Raw genomic sequence first — 24,433 nt, forward strand, 5'->3', positions numbered from 1 at the left:
GGACAAACCACGCAGCCGCCCGGCGGGCGCGCCGGGGCCGGAGTCGGGACCGCGTCGCGGTGTGGGCACGGGAGGGGTGGGCACGGGCGGCGGCTCGGGGCGGGGCGGCCCACGGCGTACCGGATCAGGGGTGGTAGATGTTCAGGCCCGCCCAGAGAGCGGTCACCGCGGCGACCAGGGTGAGCGGGACGGTGGCCGCGCCGAGGCGGAGGAACTCGGAGGTTCGTGGGGCCGCGTCGCGGGCGTGCAGGATGCGACGCCAGAGCAGGGTGGCCAGGGAACCGGCGTAGGTGAGGTTCGGGCCGACGTTCACACCGATCAGCACGGCCAGCAGCAGGCCCGGCGAGTGGGCCACCGCCGGCAGCAGCACCAGCGTGGCCGGGAGGTTGTTCAGGACGTTCGCGAGGATCGCGGCCAGCGTGGCCGCACCGAGCAGGCCCAGCAGGTCCGGGTGGGCCGGGATCCAGGTGTCGATCCAGTCGCCGAGACCGTTCGAGCGGACCGCCAGCACCACCACGCCGAGGGCCAGGACGAAGGCACAGAAGGCCGGGTTCGCCTCGGTGAACAGCGTGGACGGGTGGATGTCGCGGCGCCGCAACAGCGGCACGGCCAGGGCGATCGCGCCGGCACCGGCCACCCACGCGGGCTCCACGCCGAACGGCTGAAGGGCCACGAAACCGGCGAGCGTCACCGCCAGCACCGTCAGGGCGTAGCGCGGGGCGGGGCCGGGTTCGCCCGGGTTCGGGGTGGCCGGGGCGGCCAGATCGTCGGCGAAGAAGAACTGAAAGATCAGGAACTCGACCAGGATCACCGCCAGCCAGGGCGCGGCCATCAGCGCGGCGAAACCGGCGAAGGTCAGCCCGCTCGCGGCGAAGGCCAGCAGGTTCGTCAGGTTCGAGACCGGCAGCAGCAGGGAGGCCGAGTTCGCGAGGTGGTTGCAGGCGTAGGCGTGCGGGCGGTGCCCGACACCGGCACGGGCGGCGACCGCGAACACCACCGGCGTGAGCAGGACCACCGTGGCGTCCAGGCTGAGGACCGCGGTGGTCAAGGCGGCGGCGCCGAAGACCGCGCCGAGGAGACGGCGGGGACGACCTTTCCCGGTACGGGCGACGAGCGCCCCGATCCAGCCGAAGACACCATGCCGTTCCGCGGTGAACGCGAGCACCAGGATCGCCGCCAGAAACGCGACGGTGGGCGCCAGCTCCTCCATCTCGTGCAGCGCCGCCGACGGGGTGACCAGGCCGAACCCGACCGCCAGCGCGGCCGCCGGAACCGCGGCCGCGGCCTCGGGCAGTCCCCGGGGCCGGGCCACGGCGAACGCGAGGACCGCGGCCAGCAGCGCCAACGCGATGATCATGAGCACTGGAAAAGCCTATGAGCAGGTGACCGGGCCCGCGAGCCGAGAAGGGCCGGATGTGACGAGGCACGCCCGACCCGGCGGTGTCCGAGCCACGACCGACCGTGGCTCGGACATCTCAGACCGCTCAGACGGTGGCTTCCTCTTCGGTCTCCTGGGACGCCAGCCGACGCAGGCGCAGCTTGGTGATCGCCCGCCCGGTGATCTCGACGACCTCGGCGGTGTGCCCGTCGATGCGGACCGTCTCGCCGGGGACCGTCGGGATGTGGCCGAGACGCGCGAGCGCCAGACCGGCCACCGTGGTGTAGTCGCCGGAGTCGGTCTCCTCGATGTCGACGCCGATGTCCGGCAGGTCGTGGATCGGGAAGGTGCCCGGCAGCAGCATCGCGCCGTCCTCCTCGTGGATCACCGACTGCACGTCCCGGTCGCTCTCGTCGTAGATCTCGCCGACGACCTCCTCGACCAGGTCCTCCATGGTGACGATGCCGTCGATGGCGCCGCGCTCATCGACGACCAGGGCGAACTGCTGACGCTGGCCGCGCAGCTGGCGCATGGCGTCGGACACCTTCAGCGTCTCGGGGAGGAACAGCGGCTCGAACATGTGGTCGCGGACCAGGCCGCCCGCGGTGATCAGGTCACGCAGGTGGACCACACCGAGCACGTCGTCGAGGCCCATGGCGCCGGTGACCGGGGCCCGCGAGTGGCCGCCCTCGACGAGCCGGGCCAGCGCCTCGGGGGCGGGCAGGTCGGCCGGGAGGATCAGCACGTCGCGGCGCGGGATGAGGATCTCCCGCAGGATCCGGTCGGCGATCTCAAAGGCGCCGCTGATGATGGTGCGCTGCTCGGCGGTGATGTCCTGCTGGGCGGCGACCATGTCCCGGATCTCCTCGGTGCTCACCTCTTCCCGGCCCGCGCCGGGGTCGCCGCCGGCGAGGCGGACGACCAGGTCGGTGGCCTTACCGAGCAGCCAGATCACCGGCCGGGACAGGGTGGCCAGCACGTCCAGCGGGCGGGCCACCAGCATCGCCCAGCCCTCGGCCCGCTGCATGGCGATGCGCTTGGGCGCGAGCTCGCCGACGACCAGGGTGAAGAACGTCAGGACGATGGTGACCAGGATGATCGAGACGGGCTCCGCGGCGCTGCCGAGGAAGCCGAGCGGCTCGATCAGCGGCTGTGCCAGCGACACCGCCGCGGCAGCCGAGGCGAGGAAGCCCGCCAGGGTGATGCCGATCTGAATGGTGGCCAGGAACCGGTTGGGGTCCCGCGCCAGCTTGGCGAGGGTCCTTCCGGTGCGGGACTGCCGCTCGAGACGCTGCAACTGGCTCTCCCGCAGGGAGATGAGAGCCATCTCGCTGCCCGAGAACGCCGCGTTGAGCAGCACCAGCACCACGACCAGGACAACTTGCCAGCCGTATCCGCCCACGGCGGACATCAACTCCTTCACGAAGAGACGAAGGCACCAGGTTACCGGTGTCGGCTGTGAGGATTCCCAGGGAGATCACGATCTATGCGAACGGCGCGCCGGAGATGTCGCACCGAATCCATGCTGTCCGGTAATCGACGAGAACAGTTTCCGAGTCGTTCATTGACTACGAATATGCCCGGGTGTCCAATCCGGGCATGCCGTTGAAGCGTTACGGGGTTCTGCGTGCGGCCGTCATCGACCGTCGCCTAGAAACCGATGACACACCTCATTATCAAATTCATTTACGGGCGGCCGGCGTCGATTACCGGGCAGCCGTCAACGTGCGTTCCCAGTTGGCCCCGCCGGATCTTCTGTACCTGGGGATCGACGATTTCGATCATCCGATCCTGGAGCAGGTCCGCCGGCTCCCGGACGGTTTCACCGAGGTCGAGAGCCGGCGCGGCGGCGTCGCGATCGACTTCATCCGTGGAAATCTCTTCGACCGGTTCGCGATGCGGCCGGTGCCGACCACGAAGCCCGGTCCGGACAATGATCTCGGCGAATTCCTCGATCACTACGTGCAGAAGGCGCAGGGTGATCCGGAGGCGCGGGCCTACGTGTTCGGCGAGCCGTGGGGGCCGGAGCCCAAGTCCGACAAGATCTTCGGTTTCCGGCCCGGCAACGGCATCCACGACGTGCACATGAACCAGGGCAACCGCGGGAAGTTCGCCGGCGACAACGGGGTCTTCCAGGACGGGGCACTGTTGCTGCACTTCCCCGGCGCGGACACCTGGGTTGCGATCTTCCTGGCCTTCCAGTCGCAGGTCATGCACACCGACGACATCACCGGACACCCGGCGAGGGAGCTGCCCGACGCCGGTCCGGCGCCGCAGCCGTCGCCGTCCGAGCCGGATCATCTGGTACGGGTGGTGGCCGCGCTGGTCAACCCGCCCGGCCCGGCGCCGGAGCCGGAGACCGTCACGCTGCTGAACGCGTCCCCCGGCCGGATCGACCTGACCGGCTGGTCGCTGGTCGACAGCGCGGGTGGCCGCCAGCCGCTGGCCGGTGAGTTGGCGGCCGGGGCCGTGACGCAGGTGCCGGTGGTGACCCCGGTACAGCTGGGCAACGGCGGCGGGACGCTCACCCTGCTGGACGCCCGCGGGCTGAAGGTGGACGGCGTGGCGTGGACCGCCGGTCAGGGGCGGCGCGAGGGCTGGAGCGTCGTCTTCTAAAAAGGCGCCTAACCGGCGGCCTCCGCCTCGATGGTGAAGATCGAACCCCCGGCGGGGTGCGGCTCGTGCCGTACCTCGCCGTGGTTGGCGCGGGCCAGGCTGCGGACGATGTAGAGGCCGAGTCCGGTGCCACGGACCGACCCGGCGTCGCGTTCGGCCCGGGTGAGCCGGTCGAACAGGCGCGGCCGGAACTCCTCGGGCACACCGGGACCACGGTCCTCGACGCTGAGCAGCACCCGGCCGCGACCGGTCGGCTCGATCCGGACGGCGGTGGCGCCCCCGGCGTACTTGGCCGCGTTGGACAGCAGGTTGACCAGGACCTGCTGGAGGTGGCCGGGGTTGAAGCGCAGGGTGACGTCCGGCCCGGTCACCGGGACGTGGGTGGCGCCGGTGCTCTCCAGCGCACTCGCGATCCCGGCGTGCAGGGACACCTCGCCGCGTACCGCACTGAGGTTGCCGGCGTCGATGCTGACCATGGACAGCACCTCGCGGACGATCTCGTCGAGCCGTTGCGCCTGCCGACTGATCACGGTGACCGCCAGGGTCGCCTGCGAGTCCGCCTCCAGGTCGTCGGCGAGCAGGTCGCTGTAGCCGAGGATGGCCGACAGCGGGTTGCTGATCTCGTGCCCGAGCATCCCGATGATGTCGAGTTTGAGCTGGTTGGCGACTTCCAGGGCGGTGTTGCGCTCGGCGAGGGCGGCGGCCGCGTGGTCGCGGGCGCGTTCGGCGATCCGACGCTGGGAGATGTCGTTGGCCACCACGATGAGGTGCCGCGGGCGGTCCTGGGAGTCGCGGACCAGTGAGACGGTGGCCTCGACGTCGACCCAGTGCCCGTCGGCGTGCCGGAGCCGGGTCTCGTGGGTGTAGGAGGCGGCGTCCCCGGCGAACAGTCCGGCGATCTCGTTGTGCATGTGGGCGCGGGCTTCCGAGTCCAGCAGTTCGTCGTCGACGATCCGGCCGGCCATGTCCTCGACGCGGCGGCCGAGCATCCGGGCGAACGCCTTGTTGACGGCGATCAGCGAGCCGTCCAGGGCGCGGATCACCTGGCCCACCGCCGAGTGCGTGAACTGGGCGCGGAACCGCTGCTCGTTCACCGCGAGGGCCTGTTCGGCGGCACGGGCCGCGGTCACGTCGGTGTTGATCTCCAGTACCTCGACGTCGCCGTCGGCTGGCCGGTGGACGACCTGGCGGCTGAGCACCGTGACGGCCCGGCCGGTGGCGGTGAGGTGCTGCATCTGGCCGTCCCAGTGGCCGGCACCCTCCAGCGCGGCCTGCTGTTCGGCCATCGAGCCGCCCTCGAAGACGGTGTTGAGCAGGCGGTGGGTGCGCCGGCCGCGGGCCGCCGCCGAGGTCCAGCCGTACAGCTGCTGGGCGCCGTTGTTCCACCAGAGGATGGTGCCGTCGAGGCGCCGGACGATCACCGCGGCCGGGATCAGCTTGAGCAGGGTGGCCTGCTGGTGCATCCGGGCGTCGGCGGCACGCTGCGCGGTGACGTCCTCGACCTGGACCACGACGTACGACGGAACGCCGTCCCCGCTACGGACGACCGCGACCCGGATCGACACCCAGATGGTGTGGCCGTCCTTGTGCACGTACCGGCGCTCGACCCGGACCGTGTCCGGCCCGGTGGTGATCATCTGCCGGAGCGCGTTCTCGGTGCCCGCCACGTCGTCCGGGTGCTGCAGGTCGTGGAACGACATCCGCAGCAGTTCCTCGGCGCGGTACCCGGTGATCGCCGACAGCGCCGGGTTGACCTGGAGGTACCGCCCGAAGGACCGGTCGTCGACGCTGGACAGGGCCAGACCGAGCGGTGAGTTCTCGAAGGTGAGCCGGAACCGGGCGTCGCTGAGCTCCAGGGCCTCCAGTGCGGCGGTCCGCTCGGCGAGCAGGGTGGCGTTGCGGGCGTAGTCGTCGACGTACCGGAGGGCGGAGGCCAGGCCGGCGGCGAGCAGCTCCAGGTGGTGGGCGTCCACCTCGTCGAAGGCGTCCGGCCGGGCGCTGCCCATCTTGACCACGCCGATCAGCCGGTCGCCGCTGTAGAGCGGGGCGGCGCACATCGACCGGATCCCGATCCGCAGGCAGGCCTCGCGGTCGACCCGCTCGTCGGTGGTGGTGTCGGCGCACCTGACCACCCGACGGCTGGCGATCGCCTCCCCGGCCAGCGATCGGGGCCGAGCCCCGGGGCCGGTGAGGCCGGTGTAACCGGCCAGGTCACCGGCCGCGGCGAAGTCGCCGGCCATCAGCTCGACGGCCGCGCCGGTGACCGCCGGGAACGCGCCCATCACCTGTTCGGCGACGACCCGCAGCGCCTCGTCGCGGTCGTGGGCGGCGGTGGTGACGGCCCGCTGCGCCTCGATCGTGGAGAGCAGCACACGGGTCTGCCGGGCGGACCGCTCCTCGGCCGCCCGGCGCTCCGACATGTCCCGCATGAACGCGTCGATCGAGACGGACCCGGTCGGGCCGGTCGAGATGACCTGCCGGAGCCGTTCCAGCTCGGCACGCTCGGACACGCTGATCTCGTCGACCTCTGGACCGCGCACCGCGTCGTCACCCCGTTCCGCCGCTCTCTGCCACCGCGGGGTTGATCGGCAGAGCCCCGGAGGTCCTGAGGTCCGGCAGGAAGACGCCGTCCAGCACCAGGTTCACCGCCCGGTCGGCGGCGGCGCGGGCGGCCGACACGTCGTCGGTCGCCTCGGCCACCCCCTGCACCATGGTGAAGAGCAGGGACAGGTCCTCGGGGACCAGGTCGGCACGGACGTGCCCGTGGTCGCGGGCCCGGCTCAGCGGCGCGGCGAAGGCGGCGATCACCCGCTGCCGGTACCGCTCCTGCAACCCGAGGTCGAAGCGGCGCACCAGTTTGACCAGGCCGCGCAGCTCGATCTGGGAGTGCAGGGTCTCGCGGAGCAGGTCGCGGAATCCGGCCGGGTGCCCGGAGTCGGCGGCCACCCGCGCTTCCAGGATCTCCAGTTGGTAGGTGAGGACCGCGGCGGTGAGCGCCTGCCGGTCGGCGAAGTGCCGGTAGAGGGTGGCCTGCCCGATACCGGCACGCCGGGCGATCTCGGGCATCAGGGCGACGGTGCCCTCCTGCGCGAGAACCTCGCTCGCGGCCTCCAGGATGGCCGCGCGGTTGCGCTGGGCGTCACGTCGACGCGCGGTCGGGGTTCCGTAGAGCACCTGCACCCCCTTAGCTACCGACGAGTTACGTTACTAGCCGGTAACGAGAATGTCACCATCTTCAAATTCTCGGAACCGATTCCTACGCTGCCGCCACGTTCGCTCCCCTCCATCGAGGAGTGTTGATGGCGCTTCGCCGCTTGACCACACTGATCGCCGCCTTCGCCCTGGCCGCGACCACGTTGACCACCACACCGGCACACGCCGCCGTGGGCACCACCGGGTTCAAGGCCGTCGAGATCACCGGTGCGGACGGGGTCGCGCTCAAGGCCAACGTCATCGCGCCCTCGGCGAGCGGGCGACACCCGGCGGTGATCCTGCCGTCCAGTTGGGGCCTCAACGACCTGGAGTACCTGGCCCAGGCCAAAGTGCTGGCCGGGCGCGGGTACGTCGTGGTGTCGTACACCCCGCGCGGCTGGTGGCTGTCCGGTGGAGAGATCGACACCGCCGGCCCGAAGGACATGGCCGACCTGACCGAGGTGGTCGACTGGACGATCGCGAACACGGCGGCCGACCCGGCCCGGATCGGCGCCGCCGGCATCTCCTACGGCGCCGGGATCAGCCTGCTCGGGGCGGCATTCGACAGCCGGATCCGGGTGGTCGGAGTGCTCAGTGGATGGACCGACCTGGTCTACTCGCTCTACGCCGACCAGACCCGGCACCGCCAGTCGGCCGGGCTGCTGGAGTTGGCCGCACAGATCGTCGGCAAGCCGAGCGCCGAGCTGACCGACAATATGAACGACTTCAACGCGAATGTGAACGTCGGCGACGTGATGGCGTGGGCGAAGGTACGGTCCGCCGCCACCTACCTCGACCGGATCAACGCGAACAACCCGGCGGTGCTGATCGCCAACGGCTGGGGTGACACGTTCTTCCCGCCGAACCAGCTCGTCGACTTCTACGGCAGGCTGACCACCCCGAAGCGGCTCGAACTGCGCCCCGGCGACCACGCCATCGCCGAGCTGACGGGCGTGCTCGGGCTGCCCAACGAGGTGTGGACCAGCCTCTACTCCTGGCTCGACGCGCACCTGGCCACCGGCACCACCGCGGCCAACCCGATCTACCTGAAGCCGCTGAACGCCGCCGCCGAGTCGTACCCGACCTGGTCGGCCCAGGCGAGCTCGACCCGCCGGTACGGCCTCGGCCGGATCCGCGCCCTGGACGGCACCGGGCTGCTCGGTGGCGCGGCCGGCTCGGGCTGGACCAAGACCCTGCCCGCCGACAAGGACACCATCGCCAACGGCGGGATCGTGCTGATCTCCAACGGAGCCGCGGCGATCACCGGGCAGCAGCCGTCGGTCTGGCTGCCGTTCGTGGACCGCGGTCGGGCCGGCGTGTGGGCGGCCGAGCGGCCGTCGTCGGATCAGCTCATCCGCGGCAAGGCGAGCGTCCACCTGGAACTGTCCGGCACCGCGTCGACCGGGACGGTGGTGGCCTACCTCTACGACCTGGACCTGGTCGGCAACGCGAAGCTGATCACGCACGCCCCGGCGACCTGGCTCACCGGGTCGGGAACCCGCGACGTCGACGTCACGTTCCCGGCGACCGCCTACGACCTGCCGGCCGGGCACTCGCTGACCCTCGTGGTGGACACCGTCGACCCGCTCTACTACGACGAGAACGATTCGGGGGATTCCATCACCATCGGTGGCGGATCCTACGTGGACGTACCCATTCAATGACGTAAGGGAAATGGATCACCGGTCATCGCCGGTGATCCATTTCCAGTTTGGACTCATCAGTCGGGATGGGAAACAGCCCGGAATCACGAGTGTCACTACGGTTTCAGACCGGGGCATCCGACCCGCAATGATCGGCCCATAGGTTCAGGACCTGTGAGAGCGGCGACAGCGCTTCTGGTCCTGATTCTTTTCTCCCTCGGCGCCGGCGCACCCGTGTCCGCCGCCCCGCCCCCCGATTTCCAGACGTCGCTCGTCGTCGGCAACGACCTGAACGAGCCGTCCGGATTCGAGATCGCCCCGGACGGACGGATCTTCATCCTGGAGCGGGCCGGCGTCATCAAGGTCTTCAAGGACGGACATCTGCTGGCCACACCGTTCGCGGTGCTGCCGTCCGAACCGACCGGCGACCGCGGACTCATCGGCATCGCCTTCGACCCGGATTTCGGGATCTCGAACCACTACGTGTACTTCTATTACACGGGTCTCGACCTGCACAATCGCCTGGTCCGATTCGACGCGTCGGGCGATGTCGGCACCGACGGCCCGTTCGAGATCTTCAAAACCGAGTCGCTCTCCCAGCACCTGCACGTGGGCGGCAGCATCCGGTTCGGACCGGACGGCAAGATGTACTTCGCCGTCGGCGACAACGGCTACTCCAGCAACGCGCAGATCCTCTCCAATCCGCACGGCAAGATCCTGCGGATCAACCCCGACGGCTCCATCCCGACCGACAACCCGTTCTACGGGCAGGCCGGAAAAGAGCAGGCGATCTGGGCGTACGGCTTCCGCAACCCGTGGCGGTTCCAGTTCGACAGCCTGACCGGTGAGTTGTACGGCGGTGACGTCGGCGACTACACGTGGGAGGAGGTCAACCACATCGTCAAGGGCGGCAACTACGGATGGCCGCTCAAGGAGGGGATGTGCACCGCGAACTGCGCGGGGTTCATCGACCCGATCCACGTCTACGCCCACGACGGGGAGAGCGCGGCGGCCACCGGCGGCCCGGTCTACCGGGGCACCGTCTTCCCCGAGGAGTACCGGGGCAACCTGTTCTTCGCCGACTACGCGAAGGGGTTCATCAAGCGGGCGGTCCTCGACGAGAACGGCGACGTCACCTCGGTGCACGACTTCGACGCGCAGGCCGGAGCCGTGGTCGACCTGAAGGTCGGGCCGGACGGTGACCTCTACTACCTGACCTACATCCCGGGGCGGATCTACCGGGTCACCTACAGCCTGGGCAACCACTCGCCCACCGCGAGCGCGACGTCCGACGTGGACCGGGGCCTGAACCCGCTGACCGTCGCCTTCTCCAGCGCGGGCAGCAGCGACCCGGACGGTGATCCGCTGACCCATGCCTGGGACTTCGGCGACGGCACGACCAGCGCCGAGGCGAATCCGACGCACACCTACGAGCAGACCGGCGTCTACACGGCCACCCTCTCGGTCTCCGACGGCGACAGCACGAACACCGCCGTGCCACTGATCATCCAGGTGGGGATCGCGCCGACGGTGACCATCGCGGTGCCGGCCGACGAGTCCACCTACCGGGCCGGCGACGTCGTCACCTACAACGCGTTCGCGCAGGACGCCGCCGGGTTCGACCTGGACGACAACCGGATCAGGACGTCGGTGATCCTGCACCACCACACCCACATCCACCCGTTCGTCGGGCCGCTGACCGGCCGGGCCGGGCAGTTCACCATCCCGGACACCGGCGAGTCGTCGGCCGACACCTGGTACGAGATCAAGGTGACGGCCACCGACGGCAACGGCCTGAGCACCTCGAAGTCGATCGAGATCCGGCCGGTCACCACCACGTTCACGGTCGCGACCAGCCCGCCCGGCCTGACCGCCTATCTCGACGGGGTTCCGGTGGAGACCCCGCACGAGGTCCTCGGGGTGGAGAACTTCAAACGGGAGCTGTACGCCCCACCGACCGCCGTGGCGAGCGACGGCACGGTGTACGAGTTCCGTGGCTGGTCGGACGGCCAGGGCATCCGGCACACCGTCACCACCCCGGCGGCCGACACCACCTACACCGCCACCTATGTGCCGTCGGCCCCGTTCACCGCCGTCTTCTACGACAACCGGAACCTGGCCGGAACCCCGGTGCTGACCCGCACCGACCCGCGGATCGACTTCGTCTGGGGTGAGGCCGCACCCGGCCCGACCGTCCCGGCGAACGACTTCTCCGCCCGCTGGACCAAAAAGCAGCACTTCCCGGCCGGGCGCTACCGGTTCACCACGGTCTCCGACGACGGCGTCCGGCTCTATGTGGACCGGCAGCTGGTGCTCGACAGGTGGCAGGGCCAGTCCGGGACCGCCTACGACTGGATCGGTGACCTGGGTGAGGGCGTCCACACGATCACTCTCGAGTACTTCGACGAGGGCGGCGACGCGATGGTCGAACTGGACTGGGCGGCCGCGATCGACCAGCCCGGCGCCGAGTGGACGGCCGAGTACTGGAACACCCCGGGCGCCGGCTCCGCGCCGACCGTGCCGCCGGCCACGCCGGCCCTGACCCGGACCGAACCGAACGTCGACAACGACTGGGCGCTCGGCTCACCGGATCCGGCGATCACCGCGGACCACTTCATCGCCCGGTACTCGCGCACCCTCCACGTCTCCCCCGGCGAGTACGAGTTCACCGCGACCGCGGACGACGGGGTCCGGGTCACCGTGGACGGGCTGCGGATCATCGACGCCTGGGCCGACTCGGGCGCCACCGCGCACACCGTGTCCACGATGCTCGGCGGCGGTCCGCACACGGTCGTCATGGAGTACTACGAGAACGGCGGTGACGCGGTCGCGAAACTCGCCTACCGGCAGACCGCCGAGGCACCCGACCCGCCGGACTGGACCGCCGAGTACTTCACCGGCATGGACCTGACCGGCGAGCCCACGCTGGTCCGGCCGGACAGCACGATCGGTTTCGACTGGGGTGGCGGCTCACCCGCGCCCGGCCTGCCGGTGGACGGTTTCTCCGCCCGCTGGACCCGCACCGACACACTCCCGGCCGGGGTCTACCGGTTCGCCGGGCAGAGCGACGACGGCATCCGGGTCTGGCTGGACGGCGTCCCGATCGTCGACAAGTGGGTCAACCAGAACGACACGTTCAGCACCGACCGGCTGCTGCTCTCCGGCACCCACCAGATCCGGGTCGAGTACTTCGAGAACGGCGGCGGCGCCCTCGCGAAGTTCGGCTACCAGCGGATCGGTGACGTCGTCCCGGTCGACACCTGGACCGCCGAGTACTTCGCCGACCGCACCCTGACCGGCCCGCCCGCGATCACCCGGGCCGACGACGCGGTCGCCTTCGACTGGGGTGACGGCAGCCCCGATCCGGCGATCCCGGCCGACGGGTTCTCCGCCCGCTGGACCCGGACCGCCGACTGGACGGCCGGCACGTACCGGTTCGCGGCGACCGGCGACGACGGGATCCGGGTGCTGCTCGACGGCGTCACGGTCGTCGACGGCTGGTCCGATCACGGCCCCACCACCTTCACCGCCGACGTCGAGGTCGCAGCCGGTGAACACACCGTCGTCGTCGAGTACTACGAGGCCGGCGGCGGAGCAGTCGCACGATTCACTTCCCAGAGGGAGACCCGGTAATGGCGGACGTAGCCCCAGTTCGGCTGAAAGCACCCCCGGCGGTGACCGTCGTGGTGCCCACCCGCAACGAGGCGGACAACGTACGGCCCCTGGTCGAGCAACTGCGCGACGCGCTCGGCGCCACCCCCGGCGAGATCGTCTTCGTCGACGACAGCGACGACCACACCCCGGCGGTGATCACCGCACTGTCCGAATCGGATCCGGACGGCGTACGCCTGCTGCATCGGCCGAAAGACGAACGGACCGGGGGTCTCGGGGGTGCGGTGACCGCCGGATTGGCCGCGGCGCGAGCGCCGTGGGTCGTCGTGATGGACGGTGACCTGCAACATCCGCCGACGACGGTGCCCGAACTGCTGGCCGCCGGGCAGGTCGACCAGGCCGACGCGGTGGTGGCCAGCCGCTACCGCACCCGCGGCCGGGTGACCGGTCTCGGCGGCGCCTTCCGGCGCGTCGTCTCGCGCGCCTCCGGCACACTCGCCAAGCTCTTCTTTCCGGTTCGGCTGCGGGCGGTCACCGATCCGATGAGCGGCTTCTTCGCGGTACGGCGGGACGCGCTCGACACCTCGTCGTTGCGGCCGAACGGGTACAAGATCCTGCTGGAGATCGTGGTCCGCGGCCGGATGCGGCAGATCACCGAGGTGCCGTACACGTTCCAGCCGCGGCAGGCCGGGGAGAGCAAGGCGTCGCTGCGCGAGGGCGTGCGCTACCTGCGGCACCTCACCCTGCTACGGCTCGCCGCGGCCCGGCATCCGGTGTCACCGCTGGGCCGACTGGCCGGGTTCGCGCTGGCCGGGGCGATCGGCACGGCGGTCAACTCGGCGGCGCTGTGGGCGCTCGGCGAGGTCGCCGGACTGCCCTACCTCCTGGCCGCGTTCCTGGCCGTACAGGTGGCGATCGGGTGGAACTTCGTGGTCATCGACAACCTGGTGATGCCGCCCGGTGAGTACGCCCGGCGGCGCCGGTTCGGCCGGTTCCTGCTGCTCAACAACACGCTCACGCCGGTTCATCTGGGTCTGCTCGTCGGGCTCGTGCAACTGGCCGGGTTGCACTATCTGGAAGCGAACGTGCTGGCCATCGTGGTGGTGTTCGTGCTGCGTTACGCGGTCACCAGCAACTGGGTGTACGGCGCTCCGGCCGGTGCGGGCGGCCTGGTGGTGGCGGTGCGTCGGGCGGTCGCGACCCGGCTGGTGCTGGCCGTGGCGCTGACCGCGGTGGCGTTCCCGGCGCTCACCCGGGACGTGTGGGACGGGCTGTGGAGCCGGGGTTCCGGGGTGCCGCTGCTGATCCCGGTGGCCGCGGCGGCAGCGCTGGCGGCGAGCCGGATCCGGCCGTCGAGCTCCGAACCCGACGTGCACGATCGACAGGTGGACGGGCTGCTGGCCACGGTGTTCCTGGCCGCCGGCGCGGCTCTGCTGCTGCTCCTGCCGGCCGCCGGCCGGCTGGTTCCGGCGGCGCTGTCGTTCCTGGCCGGTGCGGCGATCCTGCTGGTCGGCACGCGTACCGTGGCCCGGCTGCGCTGGGCGTTGCTGCTGCCGCTGCTCGCGATCGCCGGGATCGCCCCGGCCGTCCGGGAGTCGGTGGACGCCGGGATCCGGGCCGTGGTCACCCTGCTCGGCCGCCCGGCCGGGCCGACCAGCAGCGGAGGCGGCCTGGTCACCACGCATCAGGGCACCGAGTTGCTGCTGCCCGCGCAGCAGTTGCCCGGCCTGGCCCTGGCCGGTGCGGTGGCGTGCCTGCTGATCAGCGTGGTCGTCCTGTTCGGACCGACCGCCAAGGCGCTGGCCCGGGGTGCGGTGGCGTCGCTGACCCTGGCCGTGGTCACGGTCGGTTCGGTGCTGACCGTACTGCTCATCGGACGGCTGTTCGGGCCGGCGGTGTTCGACGTGGCGCGGTTGCCGATCTTCACCGACGCGGTGCTGGCACTGACCGTCGCGGTGTTCGTGACCCGCTGGTCACCGGCGCCCGCCCCGGTCACTGCCGTCCGGCAGTATCTGCCGCGTGGCCGGTTCGCGCTGGCCGCGCTGGTGGCGATGGCCGTGGTCCTGATGGGCACGGCCCGATGAGCGCGGACTTCTCGGCCCGGGTGGTGCTGTCCCGGATGCAGCGGACCGGTCTGATCGTGGCGCTGGTCCTGATCGCGGTGTGGGCGGTGCTGCGGCCGATGACCGTGCTGCAGACAGTGGTGGCGATCGTGACCGTGGCGTACGGCGCGGCGATCGTCTTCCGGGTGGTGCTGGTGTGGGCGTCGACCCGGGGTGAGCACCTGATCCGGGTCAGTGACGAGGAGGCCCGCGCGGTTCCCGACCACGAGCTGCCGATCTACACCGTACTGGTGCCCGCCTACCGGGAGCCGTCGGTGATCGGGCTGCTCATGTCCCATCTGGGCGCCCTCGAATACCCGGCCGACAAGCTGGAGATCATCCTGCTGCTGGAGGAGGACGACCGGGAGACCATCGAGGCCGCCGAGGCGGTGGCGACCGCCGATCACGTACGGATCCTGGTGGTGCCCGAGTCGCAGCCGAAGACCAAGCCGAAGGCCTGCAACGTCGGGCTGGAGCAGGCGACCGGCGAGCTCGTGACGATCTACGACGCCGAGGACATCCCCGATCCGCTGCAGCTGCGCCGGGCGGTGGTGGCGCTGCGCCGGCTCGGGCCGTCCTACGTGTGCCTGCAGGCCGAGCTCGGCTACTTCAACGTCGACCAGAACCGGATCACCAAGTGGTTCGCGCTGGAGTACGCCACCTGGTTCCGGTCCCTGCTGCCCGGTCTGGTGGCGCTACGGATGCCGATTCCGCTGGGTGGCACCAGCAACCACTTCCGGGCCCGGGAGCTGCGCGAGCTCGGGGCGTGGGATCCGTACAACGTGACCGAGGACGCCGACCTGGGCATCCGGCTGGCCCGCTCCGGATACCGGGTCGGGGTGCTGCACTCGGTCACCCTCGAAGAGGCGAACTCGGACTTCATCAACTGGATCAAGCAGCGCAGCCGCTGGTACAAGGGCTACCTGATGACCTGGCTGGTACATCTGCGGTCGCCGCGGGCCACGGTCCGGCAACTCGGCTGGCGCGGGATCCTCTGCCTCAACCTGTTCGTCGGCGGCACCCCGCTGGCGGCGCTGCTCAACGCGGTGCTGTGGGCGACCACGATCCTCTGGTTCCTGGACCGGCCGCCGGTCATGGAGGAGATCTTCGTGCCGCCCTTCTATTACCTGGGCGTCATCTGCCTGGTCTTCGGCAACGCCACGGTGATCTATCTGAACGTGCTGTCGGCCCGCACGATGGACCGGCCGGACCTGCTCGGCACGGCACTGCTGTCCCCCGGGTACTGGGCGATGATGAGCCTGGCCGGGGCCAAAGCCGCCTGGCAGCTGGTCTTCAAACCGTCCTACTGGGAGAAGACGACACACGGACTCCACTTGACGAAGGAGACCGCTGATGTCGGTTGACGTCCTCACCCGTACCCCCGCGGTGTTGAAACGGCCTGTTGTCTTTTATGCCGTCGTCTATCTGGCCATGGCGTTGTGGTTCTGGCAGAGCGACCTGGTGCCCGGTGACTCGGCGAGCCGGGTCGCGAACGCCTGGTACACGCTGTTCAGCCGGGATCCGCACCTGGCCGCGATCGGCTTCGTCTGGAACCCGCTGCCGTCGCTGATCCTGCTGCCGTTCCTGCCGCTCGGGCTGATCTTCCCGGCGCTCACCCAGCAGGGCCTGCTGGTGGTGCTGGTCTCGGCGGCGCTGATGACCGCGACCGTCCCGGTGCTGCATGACGTGCTGCGGCGCTCCGACGTGCCGCGGACCGCCCGGCTGGTGCTGACCGGCGCGTTCGCGCTGCACCCGATGATCGTCATCTACTCCGGTAACGGGATGAGCGAGGCGTGCTTCCTGCTCTGCCTGATGCTGGCGGTGCGGGCGCTGGTCATCTGGCTCGTCGACGGCCGCCCCGAACAGCTCGTGCCACTCGGCCTCGCCATCGGGCTCGCCTACGGCGCGAGATACGAGGCGCTCGCCCCGGCTGCCGCGGTCCCGGTTCTCGTCTTCCTGACCACCTTCGTCCGTACGGCCGGGGAACGCCCCCGCCGGATGGCGTCGGCCCGGGCCGACGCGGTGATCGCCGGACTGCCCGGGCTGCTGGCGGTGATCCTCTGGGCGCTGGCCGGCAAGCTGATCGTCGGGCAGTGGTTCGCCACGTTCTCCTCCCAGTACGGCAACTCGGCCCAGGTGTCCGCGAACGCCACCGGGATCAGCTCGGTGACCGGCGACGACCTGCCCGGCCGGTTCGGCTACTGGGTGCAGCAGATGTCCGGCCTGGCCCCGCTGTTCCTGCTGATCCTGGTGGCGGCACTGGGGATGGCCTGGCGACGGCGTGATCCACGGGCGCTGGCGGCGTGCACGGTGCTCGGGTCGGTGCTGGCGTTCGACGGGCTGGCGTTCCTGTCCGGCACGTCGTTCGGCTGGCTGCGGTTCCACATCACCGTGATCCCGCTGACCGTGCTGCTGGCCGGGCATCTGATCGCGGCCCGGCCCCGGCCGGTGGTCGTGCCGCTCGCGCTCGGCGCGGTACTGATCTCGATACCGGCCACCCTGGTCACGCTAGGGCAGCCGGCGCTGGCCCGCGAGGAGTCGGAGTGGTTCACCGCGGACGGCGCGGAGCGGACCCGGGGTCTCACCATGGTCAACCGGCAGGTGGCCGCCGACCTGGACGCGATGGGGCTGCCGGACGGCGCGGTCCTCACCGACGCGGCCTACGCCTTCGGTGTGGTGCTGGCCAGCGACCACCCGCGACAGTTCGTGATCACCCCGGACCGGGACTTCGCCGCGTCGGTCGCCGATCCGGGCGGGCACGGAGTCCGCTACCTGCTGCTGTCCGCCCAGGGCGCCGCCGATGCGGTCCGCCTCCGGACCTCGGTCAGCGCCGCTCCGCTTCGGAGCTGGCACGACCCGCGCGGCGGTCTGCAGTGGACTCTCGTCCCAGTTCGGTGATCAGGCGGCGATAGGTCTCGAACGCCGGTTTCGGGCGGTAGTCCGAGGTCATCAGACCGAACTGGAACATCGGGTCGTCGACGTCGCTGTCGGCGTCGCGCAGGTCGAAGTGCTCGTAGGTGTCGATGTTGAGCTCCTCCGCGGCCGCGTCGACGATCCGCACCACGGTCTCCAACACCTCGGCCTGACGCGCGGGTGACCGGCCGGCACCGGTCGGCCACCCGTGCTCGGTGACGTGCATCGGCACGTCACCGGGGATCCCGCCGGCGCCCAGGCTCTCCCGGCGGAAGTGCCGCAGCACCCCGGCGACCGTCTCGGCGAACGACTCGGCCGGGACGGGCCGGAAGACGTCCGGAAAGAAGTCCAGCCCCACGTAGTCGAGCGCGTCCCGGAACTCGTCGCCGCCTGCCTCGGCCAGCCCGGTCCAGTAGGCCTGCCCCGGGTCGAAGGCGAGCGTCGAGTTGCAGCCGACCAGGACGTCCGCGCCGAGCCGGGCCACCTCGTCGCGGGCCGCGAGCACCCCCTCGATCAGGGCCCGCCGCACCGCCGGGAACTCGCCGTCACCACCCGGCCCGGCATTGTCCGGCTCCTCGGCGATCTGCACCTTGGCCAGCACCGGCGCGTGCCGGCGGATGCGCTCCCGGACGAATCCGAGCCAGCCGGTCAGATCCTCGCCCGGCTCCCGGAAACACAGCACCAGGTCGAGGCGGCGCCGGCCGGTCGCATAACGCTCGGGCTCGGGCGGCGCCTGGGGCGAACCCGGCGCCGCGTCGCTGTAGTGCAGATAACCACGCACCAGGAACGGGCGGTCGCCGTGCAGATCGTCGAGGGCCGCGCCGATGCGCTGCGGGTCCTCGGCCGGGCCGTCCACCGCGATGGAGAGACCACCCGGGTAGATACCGAAGTCGATGGGCATGCGACCGTACCGAAAAAATGGTGTCACCCCAAGTTTTGAGTGACGCTAAGATTCCTGCGTGGGTCTTCGAGACGAGAAGAAGCAGGCGACCCGGACGGCGATCGCCGACTCCGCGCTGATGCTGTTCCTGAAGAAGGGGTTCGACCGGGTCACCGTGGCCGAGGTGGCCCGGGCCGCGAACGTGTCGGTGAACACGGTCTTCAACTACTTCCCGACGAAGGAGGACCTGCTCTTCGACCGGCAGGACGAGGTGGTGCGACGGCTGGCCCGGGCCGTGCACGACCGCGCGGGCGACGAGAGCCCGGCCGCCGCGGTGTGCCGCGCATTCCTCGACCGACTGGACCGCGACGACCCGACACTCGGCCTGCACCCCGGGGCGGCCCGGCTCTGGCGGGTCGTCGACGACAGCCCGGCCCTGCTGGCCCGTGTGCGACTGCTCCGGGAGCTCACCGAGGACGCCCTGGCCGAGGCCCTGCCGTCCGGGTCCCGCCTGACCGCCGCCGTCCTCGCGGCCGCCGACCACGCGTTGCACGCCGAGATCCGGCGACGCGTCACCCTGGGCGAGCCCACATCGGACATCCGGGCGGCGATCCGGGCCGACGCCGAACGGGCATTCGCGGTCATCGGCGGGCTGACCTGACCCTCTCCGATACGCCCGATTAATCCGATCGCCCGGATGGTGTCGGAACTCTGACATCGAGCCCGCGCCCGCCGGTCGGACGATGGACCGCGCCCTGGTCACAGTGGATAGTCGTACCGGTGCACAGAGTTACCAAGCTCGATTTTCGTCAGCTCGCACCGGCTACTCTCGACAGAGCTTCTGACCTGCGTAAACACATCTTGAAGACGGGGTAAATACATGGCCGCGGTGGGAGAGGTCGTCGGGGGACGTTATCGACTCGTCCGCTCGCTCGCCTCAGGTCACATGAGTCGCATCTGGCTGTCCGTCGACGAGAAGACCGACGAATACGTCGTGGCCAAACACTGCGCCCTCCCCGACGGCCTCACCATCGGTCAGCAGGAACTCCTCCGGGACTGGGCGCTCCCGGAGGCCGCCGCCGCCTCCCGCGTCGAGCACCCCAACGTGATCCAGACCCACGACGTCCTACCGTCCTGGGACGGGCCGTGGATCATCATGGAGTACCTGCCGTCCCGCTCGCTGCACCAGATGATCGACGAGTCCGGGCCGATGTCCCCGGTCCGCGTCGCCCGGATCGGCCTGCTGCTGGTGTCCGCGCTGCGGGCGGCCGGGCGCGCCGGAGTGCTGCACCTCGACGTCAAACCGGGCAACGTGCTGATCACCGACGAGGGTCGGGTCGTGCTCACCGACTTCGGCCCGGCCGTCACACCGAACGGCATCCGCACCCTCGCCGACGCCGGGATCGTGCTCGGCTCCCCGAAATACATCGCACCCGAACGCATCTACGACCACGCCACCGACGAGCGGTCCGACCTGTGGTCCCTCGGGGCGACGCTCTACCACGCCGTCGAGGGTCGGCCGCCGTTCCTGTACCCCACCACCGCCGAGGTGCTGCGGGCCGTCGGTGCCGCCCGGCCCGACCCGCCCCGCCGGGCCGGGCCACTCACACCGGTGCTGGCCGGGCTCCTGCGCCGTGACCCGTCCGACCGGCTCACCGTCACCGGCGCCGAGTGGGCGTTGCGCGGCGTCATCGAGGCCGGCCGCCGCCGGCCACGCTCCACGACACGCCGCCGCATTCCGGCCATCGTCGCGGCGGTCGCCGTCACCACGACGCTCACCGCGGTCGCGGCGACCGCACAGGGCGAGACCCGCGCGCGTACGGACACCGCCGCCGTCACCACCACCGCACCCACCCACACCGCCCGGTCCACTCCCGCCGTCGCCCACCCGAACCAGGGTCCCGCCGGTGCGGCGGGTCCCGTCGGCACCGGTGGTCTCGCCGGTGCGGGGGACGGCCGGGGCGGGCTACCGGAGATCCCACCGCCGGACGGCCATACCTGGTGGGACAGCCCGGAGGGGTACCGGATCGCGGTACCGGCCGGTTGGCACCGCGACGAGATCCCGGGCGGGCAGGCCTTCCGATCCGACCGGAACCGGGCGATGTTCGGCATCACGGCCCTACCCGAACCCCCATCGGACGTGGTCGCCGAACTGGAGATCGCCGAGATGGAGACCCACCTGCCGGGCTACCGCCGACTCCGCCTGGAAGCGCTTCCGGACCCGCTGGCTGCCGTCTGGGAGTACACCTTCCAGGATCCGGACGGCACCGCCATGCGCTCACTACGCCGGGTCACCAGCGTCGGCGGCCGCTCCTACGTCCTGGAGTGGCAGTCCACCCGCAAGGCCTGGGCCGAGCAGCTGGCCGACTACACCGTCGTACTGGCCTCGTTCACCACCCACCCCTGATCCACGGCATCGGGCGGGTCAGCCGTACCCCCGGATGAGGTTCGGCAGGACCTCGGCGACCTTGTGCAGCAGGTCGTGGGCGGTGAAGGGCTTCTCGATGAAGGCGATGTCGCCGTCCAGGACGTGGGTGGTGCCGAGGAGGCCGTTGCTGTAGCCGGACATGTAGAGGACCGGCAGACCGGGCTCGGCCTGGTGGACGAGTTCGGCGAGGCGGCGGCCGGACATCTCCGGCATGATCACGTCGGTCAGCAGAAGATCGCAGCCGTGCTGGTGGAACAGGGTCAGCGCCTGCGGGCCGCCGGTGGCGGTGAGCACGCGGTAGCCGCCCCCCGCGAGGATCCGGGTGACCACCCGGGCCAGGGCCGGCTCGTCCTCGACGACCAGGATGGTGCGGCCGTCCCCGGACGGCGGGTCGTCCTGGCGCAGGACCGCGGGGACCCCGGTGCCGGAGGCGACGGCGATCGGCAGGTAGATACGGAACGTGGTGCCGACACCGGGTTCGGAGTAGACGTTGATGCTGCCGCCCGCCTCGGCGACGATGCCGTAGACCGTGGACAATCCCAGCCCGGTGCCCTGACCTCGGGGTTTGGTCGTGTAGAAGGGTTCGAAGATGTGTGCCGCCACGTCCGCGGTCATGCCTTCGCCGGTGTCGCTGACCAGCAGGCGGGCGTAGGTTCCGGCGGGCAGTGGGGGCTGCATCTCGAGTTCGCCGCCGTCCAGGGCCGCGGTGTTGGCCTCCAGGACCAGGGTGCCACCGTCCGGCATCGCGTCGCGGGCGTTGATCGCCAGGTTGAGCAGCACCTGCTGGAGCCGGCCGGGGTCGGCGTGGACCATCACCGGCGCCGGGGACGGCACCATGATCAGGTTGATGTGTTCGCCGATGGTGCGGCCGAGCATCGCGTGCACCTCGGCCAGGCCGGCGTTCAGGTCGACGTCCTGCGGCTGGATGGTGTCGCCGCGGGTGAAGGTCAGCAGCTGGCGGGTCAGATTGATGGCCCGGTCGGCGGCGCTGCGCACGTGTTTCAGGTCGGCGGCCAGGGCGTCGTTGCCGGCCGCCTCCTCAGCGGCGAAGTCGGTGTAGTTCACGATGATCGCCAGGATGTTGTTGAAGTCGTGGGCCACCCCGCCGGCCAGTTTGCCGAGACTCTCCATCCGCTGGGCCTGGTGGGTGCGTTCCTCGATGGCCCGCCGGCGTTCCGCCGCCTCCTTGATCGCGGTGATGTCCCGGACCACCGCGGAGAACCCGATCGGCTGCCCGAACCGGTCCTTGACCAGGGCCACACTGAACGACGCCTCGACCGGCGTGCCGTCCTTGCGGAAGCGGCGGGTCTCGTACGACACACCGCGCTCCCCGGCCCGGATCCGCCGCATCATGTCCCGCTGCTCCACCGCGCCGGCATCGTCGGTCAGCACCTGGGCGTGCACTCCGATGACCTCGTCGGCGGTCCAGCCGAAGAGCCGTTCCGCGCCACGGTTCCAGGCGGTGAGGACGCCGTCCAGGTCAGAGCCGATGATCGCCTCGTCGGTGTGCTCGACCACCGCCTCCAGGGTGGCCCGGTGCGCGTCGGCCTCGTCTTGGAACCGTTTCCGCTGCGGGTCGGGGTAGATCGCCCCGGCCGGTGACCGGCTGCGCCGTCGGACCGTCCAGTAGTAGACACCGGCTCCCCCGGTCACCACGTTCCAGCAGGCCAGCGCCCACACCCAGGCGCGGCTCACCTCGGTGAAGACCAGGTAGGCGTGCAGTCCGTGCCCGACCGCGGCGGTCAGGAAGATCAGCGCCGTGGCCACCGCGAGCCTGTTGCTCCGCAGCTGCCCGGCCCGCGCGACCGGCACCGCGATGGCCACCGTGATCGCCGCGTAAGTGATCATGGTGCCCAGGTTGCCGAGCAGAAAAAGCTGTTCCGGCACGGTCGTCATATCGGACACTGTTCGGTCATGCTGAGGGACCGAACCGTCAGTGGGGGGATAGTGCGAGTCGGAATCACCGGGGTGGGCGCCCATCTGCCGGAGCGCGAGGTCACCACGACCGAGCTGCAGGACCGGATCGGGAAGCTCCCCCGCGGCCTGCTCGCCCGGCTCACCGGGATCGAACGGCGGCGGATCGCGGCCGACCACGAGTACGCCTCCACGCTCGGCCTGCACGCCGCCCGCAACGCCCTCGCCTCGGCCGGCCGGCGCCCGGAGGACGTCGACCTGCTGCTGTTCGCGTCGGCCAGCCGGGACATGGTCGAACCGGCGACCGCGCACATCCTGCAGGACGCGCTCGGCAGCCGGGCCCACGCGCTGGACGTGACGAACGCCTGCAACAGTTTCGTCAACGGGATCGACCTGGCCCGGTCGATGATCCTGGCCGGGCGGGCCCGGCGGGCACTGGTGGTCACCGGGGAGACACCGAGCCGGGTGATGCGACCGCGGGTGTCCGGGCTGGCCGAGGCACGGCGGGCGTTCGCCGGGTACACGTTCGGCGACGCCGGGGCGGCCGTGGTGGTCGAACCGGTCGAGCGGGGCGGGATCATCGACGTGGACACCGCCACCCACTCCGAGCACTGGACGGTCGGCGGGATCCCGGGCGGCGGGTCACGGCATCCGCGGGGCGAGGAGCACACCTACTTCACCGGCGACGGGCACCGGCTGCGCGGGGTGTTCGAGACGATCGGGGCGGGCATCCTGGACCGGGTCCGGGAACGCACCGGGATGGAGTACACCGAGTACGCCCGGATTCTGGTGCACCAGGTGACGATGCCCTACCTGGAGAAGTTCGTCGAGGTGACCGGGGTGCCGAAGGACCGGCTCGACATCACCGTCACGACTCTCGGCAACATGGCCAGCGCGACCCTCGGCGTGCAGCTCAGCCGCATCCACCCGGAGTTGGCGCCGGGCGACCGGGTGCTGTTCATCGGGCTCGGCGGCGGTGTCAGCATGATGACCATGGTGTGGGAACGATCATGACCAGGCTGTGGGTGGTGGTGCCCGCTTACAACGAGGCGACCCGGATCAGCGCCACCCTGGACGCGCTGGCCGCACAGACCGACACCGACTTCACCCTGCTCGTCGTCGACAACGCCTCGACCGACACGACGGTCGCGACGGTCGAGGCGTTCCGTGGCCGCGCGCCGTTCCCGATGCGGGTGCTCGTCGAGACCGAGAAGGGTGTGGGCTGCGCGGTCGACACCGGGTTCCGGCACGCCATCGCGGCGGGGGCGGTGCTGCTGGCGCGTACCGACGCCGACTGCCTGCCCCGGCCCGGCTGGGTGGCGGCGGCCCGGGCCGCGCTGGACGACGGAGCCGGCCTGGTGTGCGGCCGGATCACCGCCCGCCGCGACGAGCACGGACCGGCCGGGCGTGCGGTGTTCCGGCTGCTGGTGGCATTGGCGGCGGCGTTCGGGCGGATCCGGCCGGCACATCGCGACAGCGGGTTCCGGGCGCCCTACCGGATGCACGCGGGCAACAACATGGCGATCACCGCGGCGCTCTACCAGGAGTGCGGCGGGATGCCGCGGCGGCCGTCGCCGACCGACCGGCTCTTCCTCAACCGGGTACGCCGGACCACCTCATCGATCGTGCACAGCCGGTCGATGGTGGTGGAGAACTCGACCCGGCGGCTGCGTGCGTACGGGGTGCTGCGGACCGCCCGCTGGTACCTCGACCGTGGCAGTGGCGCCCTGACCCCGGACCCACGATGAGGGGAGC

The 24,433-nt window shown here is 70.8% G+C and carries 16 protein-coding genes; 10 read left to right on the forward strand and 6 right to left on the reverse strand.

Features of this window, described 5'->3' with window-relative positions:
* Positions 1-124: 124 nt before the first annotated feature.
* Positions 125-1,363 (reverse strand): SLC13 family permease, encoded by a 1,239-nt coding sequence (locus Q0Z83_RS34385; RefSeq protein ID WP_317787408.1) that lies wholly within the window; start codon positions 1,361-1,363, stop codon positions 125-127.
* 121 nt (positions 1,364-1,484) lie between these two features.
* Positions 1,485-2,789, reverse strand: a complete 1,305-nt coding sequence (locus Q0Z83_RS34390) for a hemolysin family protein (RefSeq protein ID WP_317787409.1) — start codon at positions 2,787-2,789, stop codon at positions 1,485-1,487.
* Between the two features lie 188 nt (positions 2,790-2,977).
* Here Q0Z83_RS34390 and Q0Z83_RS34395 point away from each other — a divergent pair, with 188 nt between their 5' ends.
* A complete protein-coding gene (locus tag Q0Z83_RS34395; protein ID WP_317787410.1) occupies positions 2,978-3,994 on the forward strand; it encodes a DUF2278 family protein in 1,017 nt (338 codons plus the stop codon).
* Between the two features lie 8 nt (positions 3,995-4,002).
* On the opposite strand, the gene Q0Z83_RS34400 is transcribed toward Q0Z83_RS34395, so the two are convergent.
* Both Q0Z83_RS34400 and Q0Z83_RS34405 read right to left on the reverse strand, forming a co-directional pair.
* Positions 4,003-6,534, reverse strand: coding sequence for a PAS domain S-box protein (locus tag Q0Z83_RS34400; RefSeq protein WP_317787411.1), 2,532 nt, complete (start codon positions 6,532-6,534; stop codon positions 4,003-4,005).
* Positions 6,535-6,541: 7 nt separating this feature from the next.
* Positions 6,542-7,168: a TetR/AcrR family transcriptional regulator gene (locus tag Q0Z83_RS34405; protein ID WP_317787412.1), complete on the reverse strand. Its 627-nt coding sequence runs from the start codon at positions 7,166-7,168 to the stop codon at positions 6,542-6,544.
* A 125-nt stretch (positions 7,169-7,293) separates the two neighbouring features.
* Between Q0Z83_RS34405 and Q0Z83_RS34410 the strand changes: the two genes are divergently transcribed.
* From Q0Z83_RS34410 to Q0Z83_RS34430, 5 genes are all read left to right on the forward strand, one after another.
* A complete protein-coding gene (locus tag Q0Z83_RS34410; protein ID WP_317787413.1) occupies positions 7,294-8,850 on the forward strand; it encodes a CocE/NonD family hydrolase in 1,557 nt (518 codons plus the stop codon).
* Positions 8,851-9,003: 153 nt separating this feature from the next.
* Positions 9,004-12,462: a PA14 domain-containing protein gene (locus Q0Z83_RS34415; protein WP_317787414.1), complete on the forward strand. Its 3,459-nt coding sequence runs from the start codon at positions 9,004-9,006 to the stop codon at positions 12,460-12,462.
* A complete protein-coding gene (locus Q0Z83_RS34420; protein WP_317787415.1) occupies positions 12,462-14,525 on the forward strand; it encodes a glycosyltransferase in 2,064 nt (687 codons plus the stop codon). The genes Q0Z83_RS34415 and Q0Z83_RS34420 overlap by 1 nt, the downstream gene beginning before the upstream one ends.
* A complete protein-coding gene (locus Q0Z83_RS34425) occupies positions 14,522-15,907 on the forward strand; it encodes a glycosyltransferase (RefSeq protein WP_317787416.1) in 1,386 nt (461 codons plus the stop codon). The genes Q0Z83_RS34420 and Q0Z83_RS34425 overlap by 4 nt, the downstream gene beginning before the upstream one ends.
* Positions 15,897-17,441, forward strand: coding sequence for a hypothetical protein (locus Q0Z83_RS34430; RefSeq protein WP_317787417.1), 1,545 nt, complete (start codon positions 15,897-15,899; stop codon positions 17,439-17,441). Before Q0Z83_RS34425 ends, Q0Z83_RS34430 begins: the two co-directional genes overlap by 11 nt.
* Here the strand turns inward: Q0Z83_RS34430 and Q0Z83_RS34435 are convergent.
* A complete protein-coding gene (locus Q0Z83_RS34435; protein ID WP_317787418.1) occupies positions 17,368-18,357 on the reverse strand; it encodes a hypothetical protein in 990 nt (329 codons plus the stop codon). The two genes, Q0Z83_RS34430 and Q0Z83_RS34435, sit on opposite strands and share 74 nt — an antisense overlap.
* 58 nt (positions 18,358-18,415) lie before the next feature.
* Between Q0Z83_RS34435 and Q0Z83_RS34440 the strand changes: the two genes are divergently transcribed.
* Positions 18,416-18,997 (forward strand): TetR/AcrR family transcriptional regulator, encoded by a 582-nt coding sequence (locus Q0Z83_RS34440; RefSeq protein ID WP_317787419.1) that lies wholly within the window; start codon positions 18,416-18,418, stop codon positions 18,995-18,997.
* Between the two features lie 219 nt (positions 18,998-19,216).
* Complete coding sequence (locus Q0Z83_RS34445; RefSeq protein WP_317787420.1) at positions 19,217-20,743, forward strand: serine/threonine-protein kinase; 1,527 nt, start codon at positions 19,217-19,219, stop codon at positions 20,741-20,743.
* A gap of 18 nt (positions 20,744-20,761) precedes the next feature.
* Here the strand turns inward: Q0Z83_RS34445 and Q0Z83_RS34450 are convergent, their stop codons facing one another.
* The gene (locus Q0Z83_RS34450) at positions 20,762-22,660 is read right to left on the reverse strand and encodes a PAS domain S-box protein (RefSeq protein ID WP_317787421.1); all 1,899 of its coding nucleotides are present in this window, start codon (positions 22,658-22,660) and stop codon (positions 20,762-20,764) included.
* A gap of 51 nt (positions 22,661-22,711) precedes the next feature.
* On the opposite strand from Q0Z83_RS34450, the gene Q0Z83_RS34455 reads away from it, so the two are divergent.
* Positions 22,712-23,692 carry a 3-oxoacyl-ACP synthase III family protein gene (locus Q0Z83_RS34455; RefSeq protein WP_317787422.1) on the forward strand — a complete coding sequence of 327 codons (981 nt, stop codon included), beginning with the start codon at positions 22,712-22,714 and terminating at the stop codon, positions 23,690-23,692.
* A complete protein-coding gene (locus tag Q0Z83_RS34460; protein WP_317787423.1) occupies positions 23,689-24,426 on the forward strand; it encodes a glycosyltransferase family 2 protein in 738 nt (245 codons plus the stop codon). The genes Q0Z83_RS34455 and Q0Z83_RS34460 overlap by 4 nt, the downstream gene beginning before the upstream one ends.
* Positions 24,427-24,433 lie beyond the last annotated feature (7 nt).

The organism is Actinoplanes sichuanensis (assembly GCF_033097365.1).
Classification (GTDB): Bacteria; Actinomycetota; Actinomycetes; order Mycobacteriales; family Micromonosporaceae; genus Actinoplanes; species Actinoplanes sichuanensis.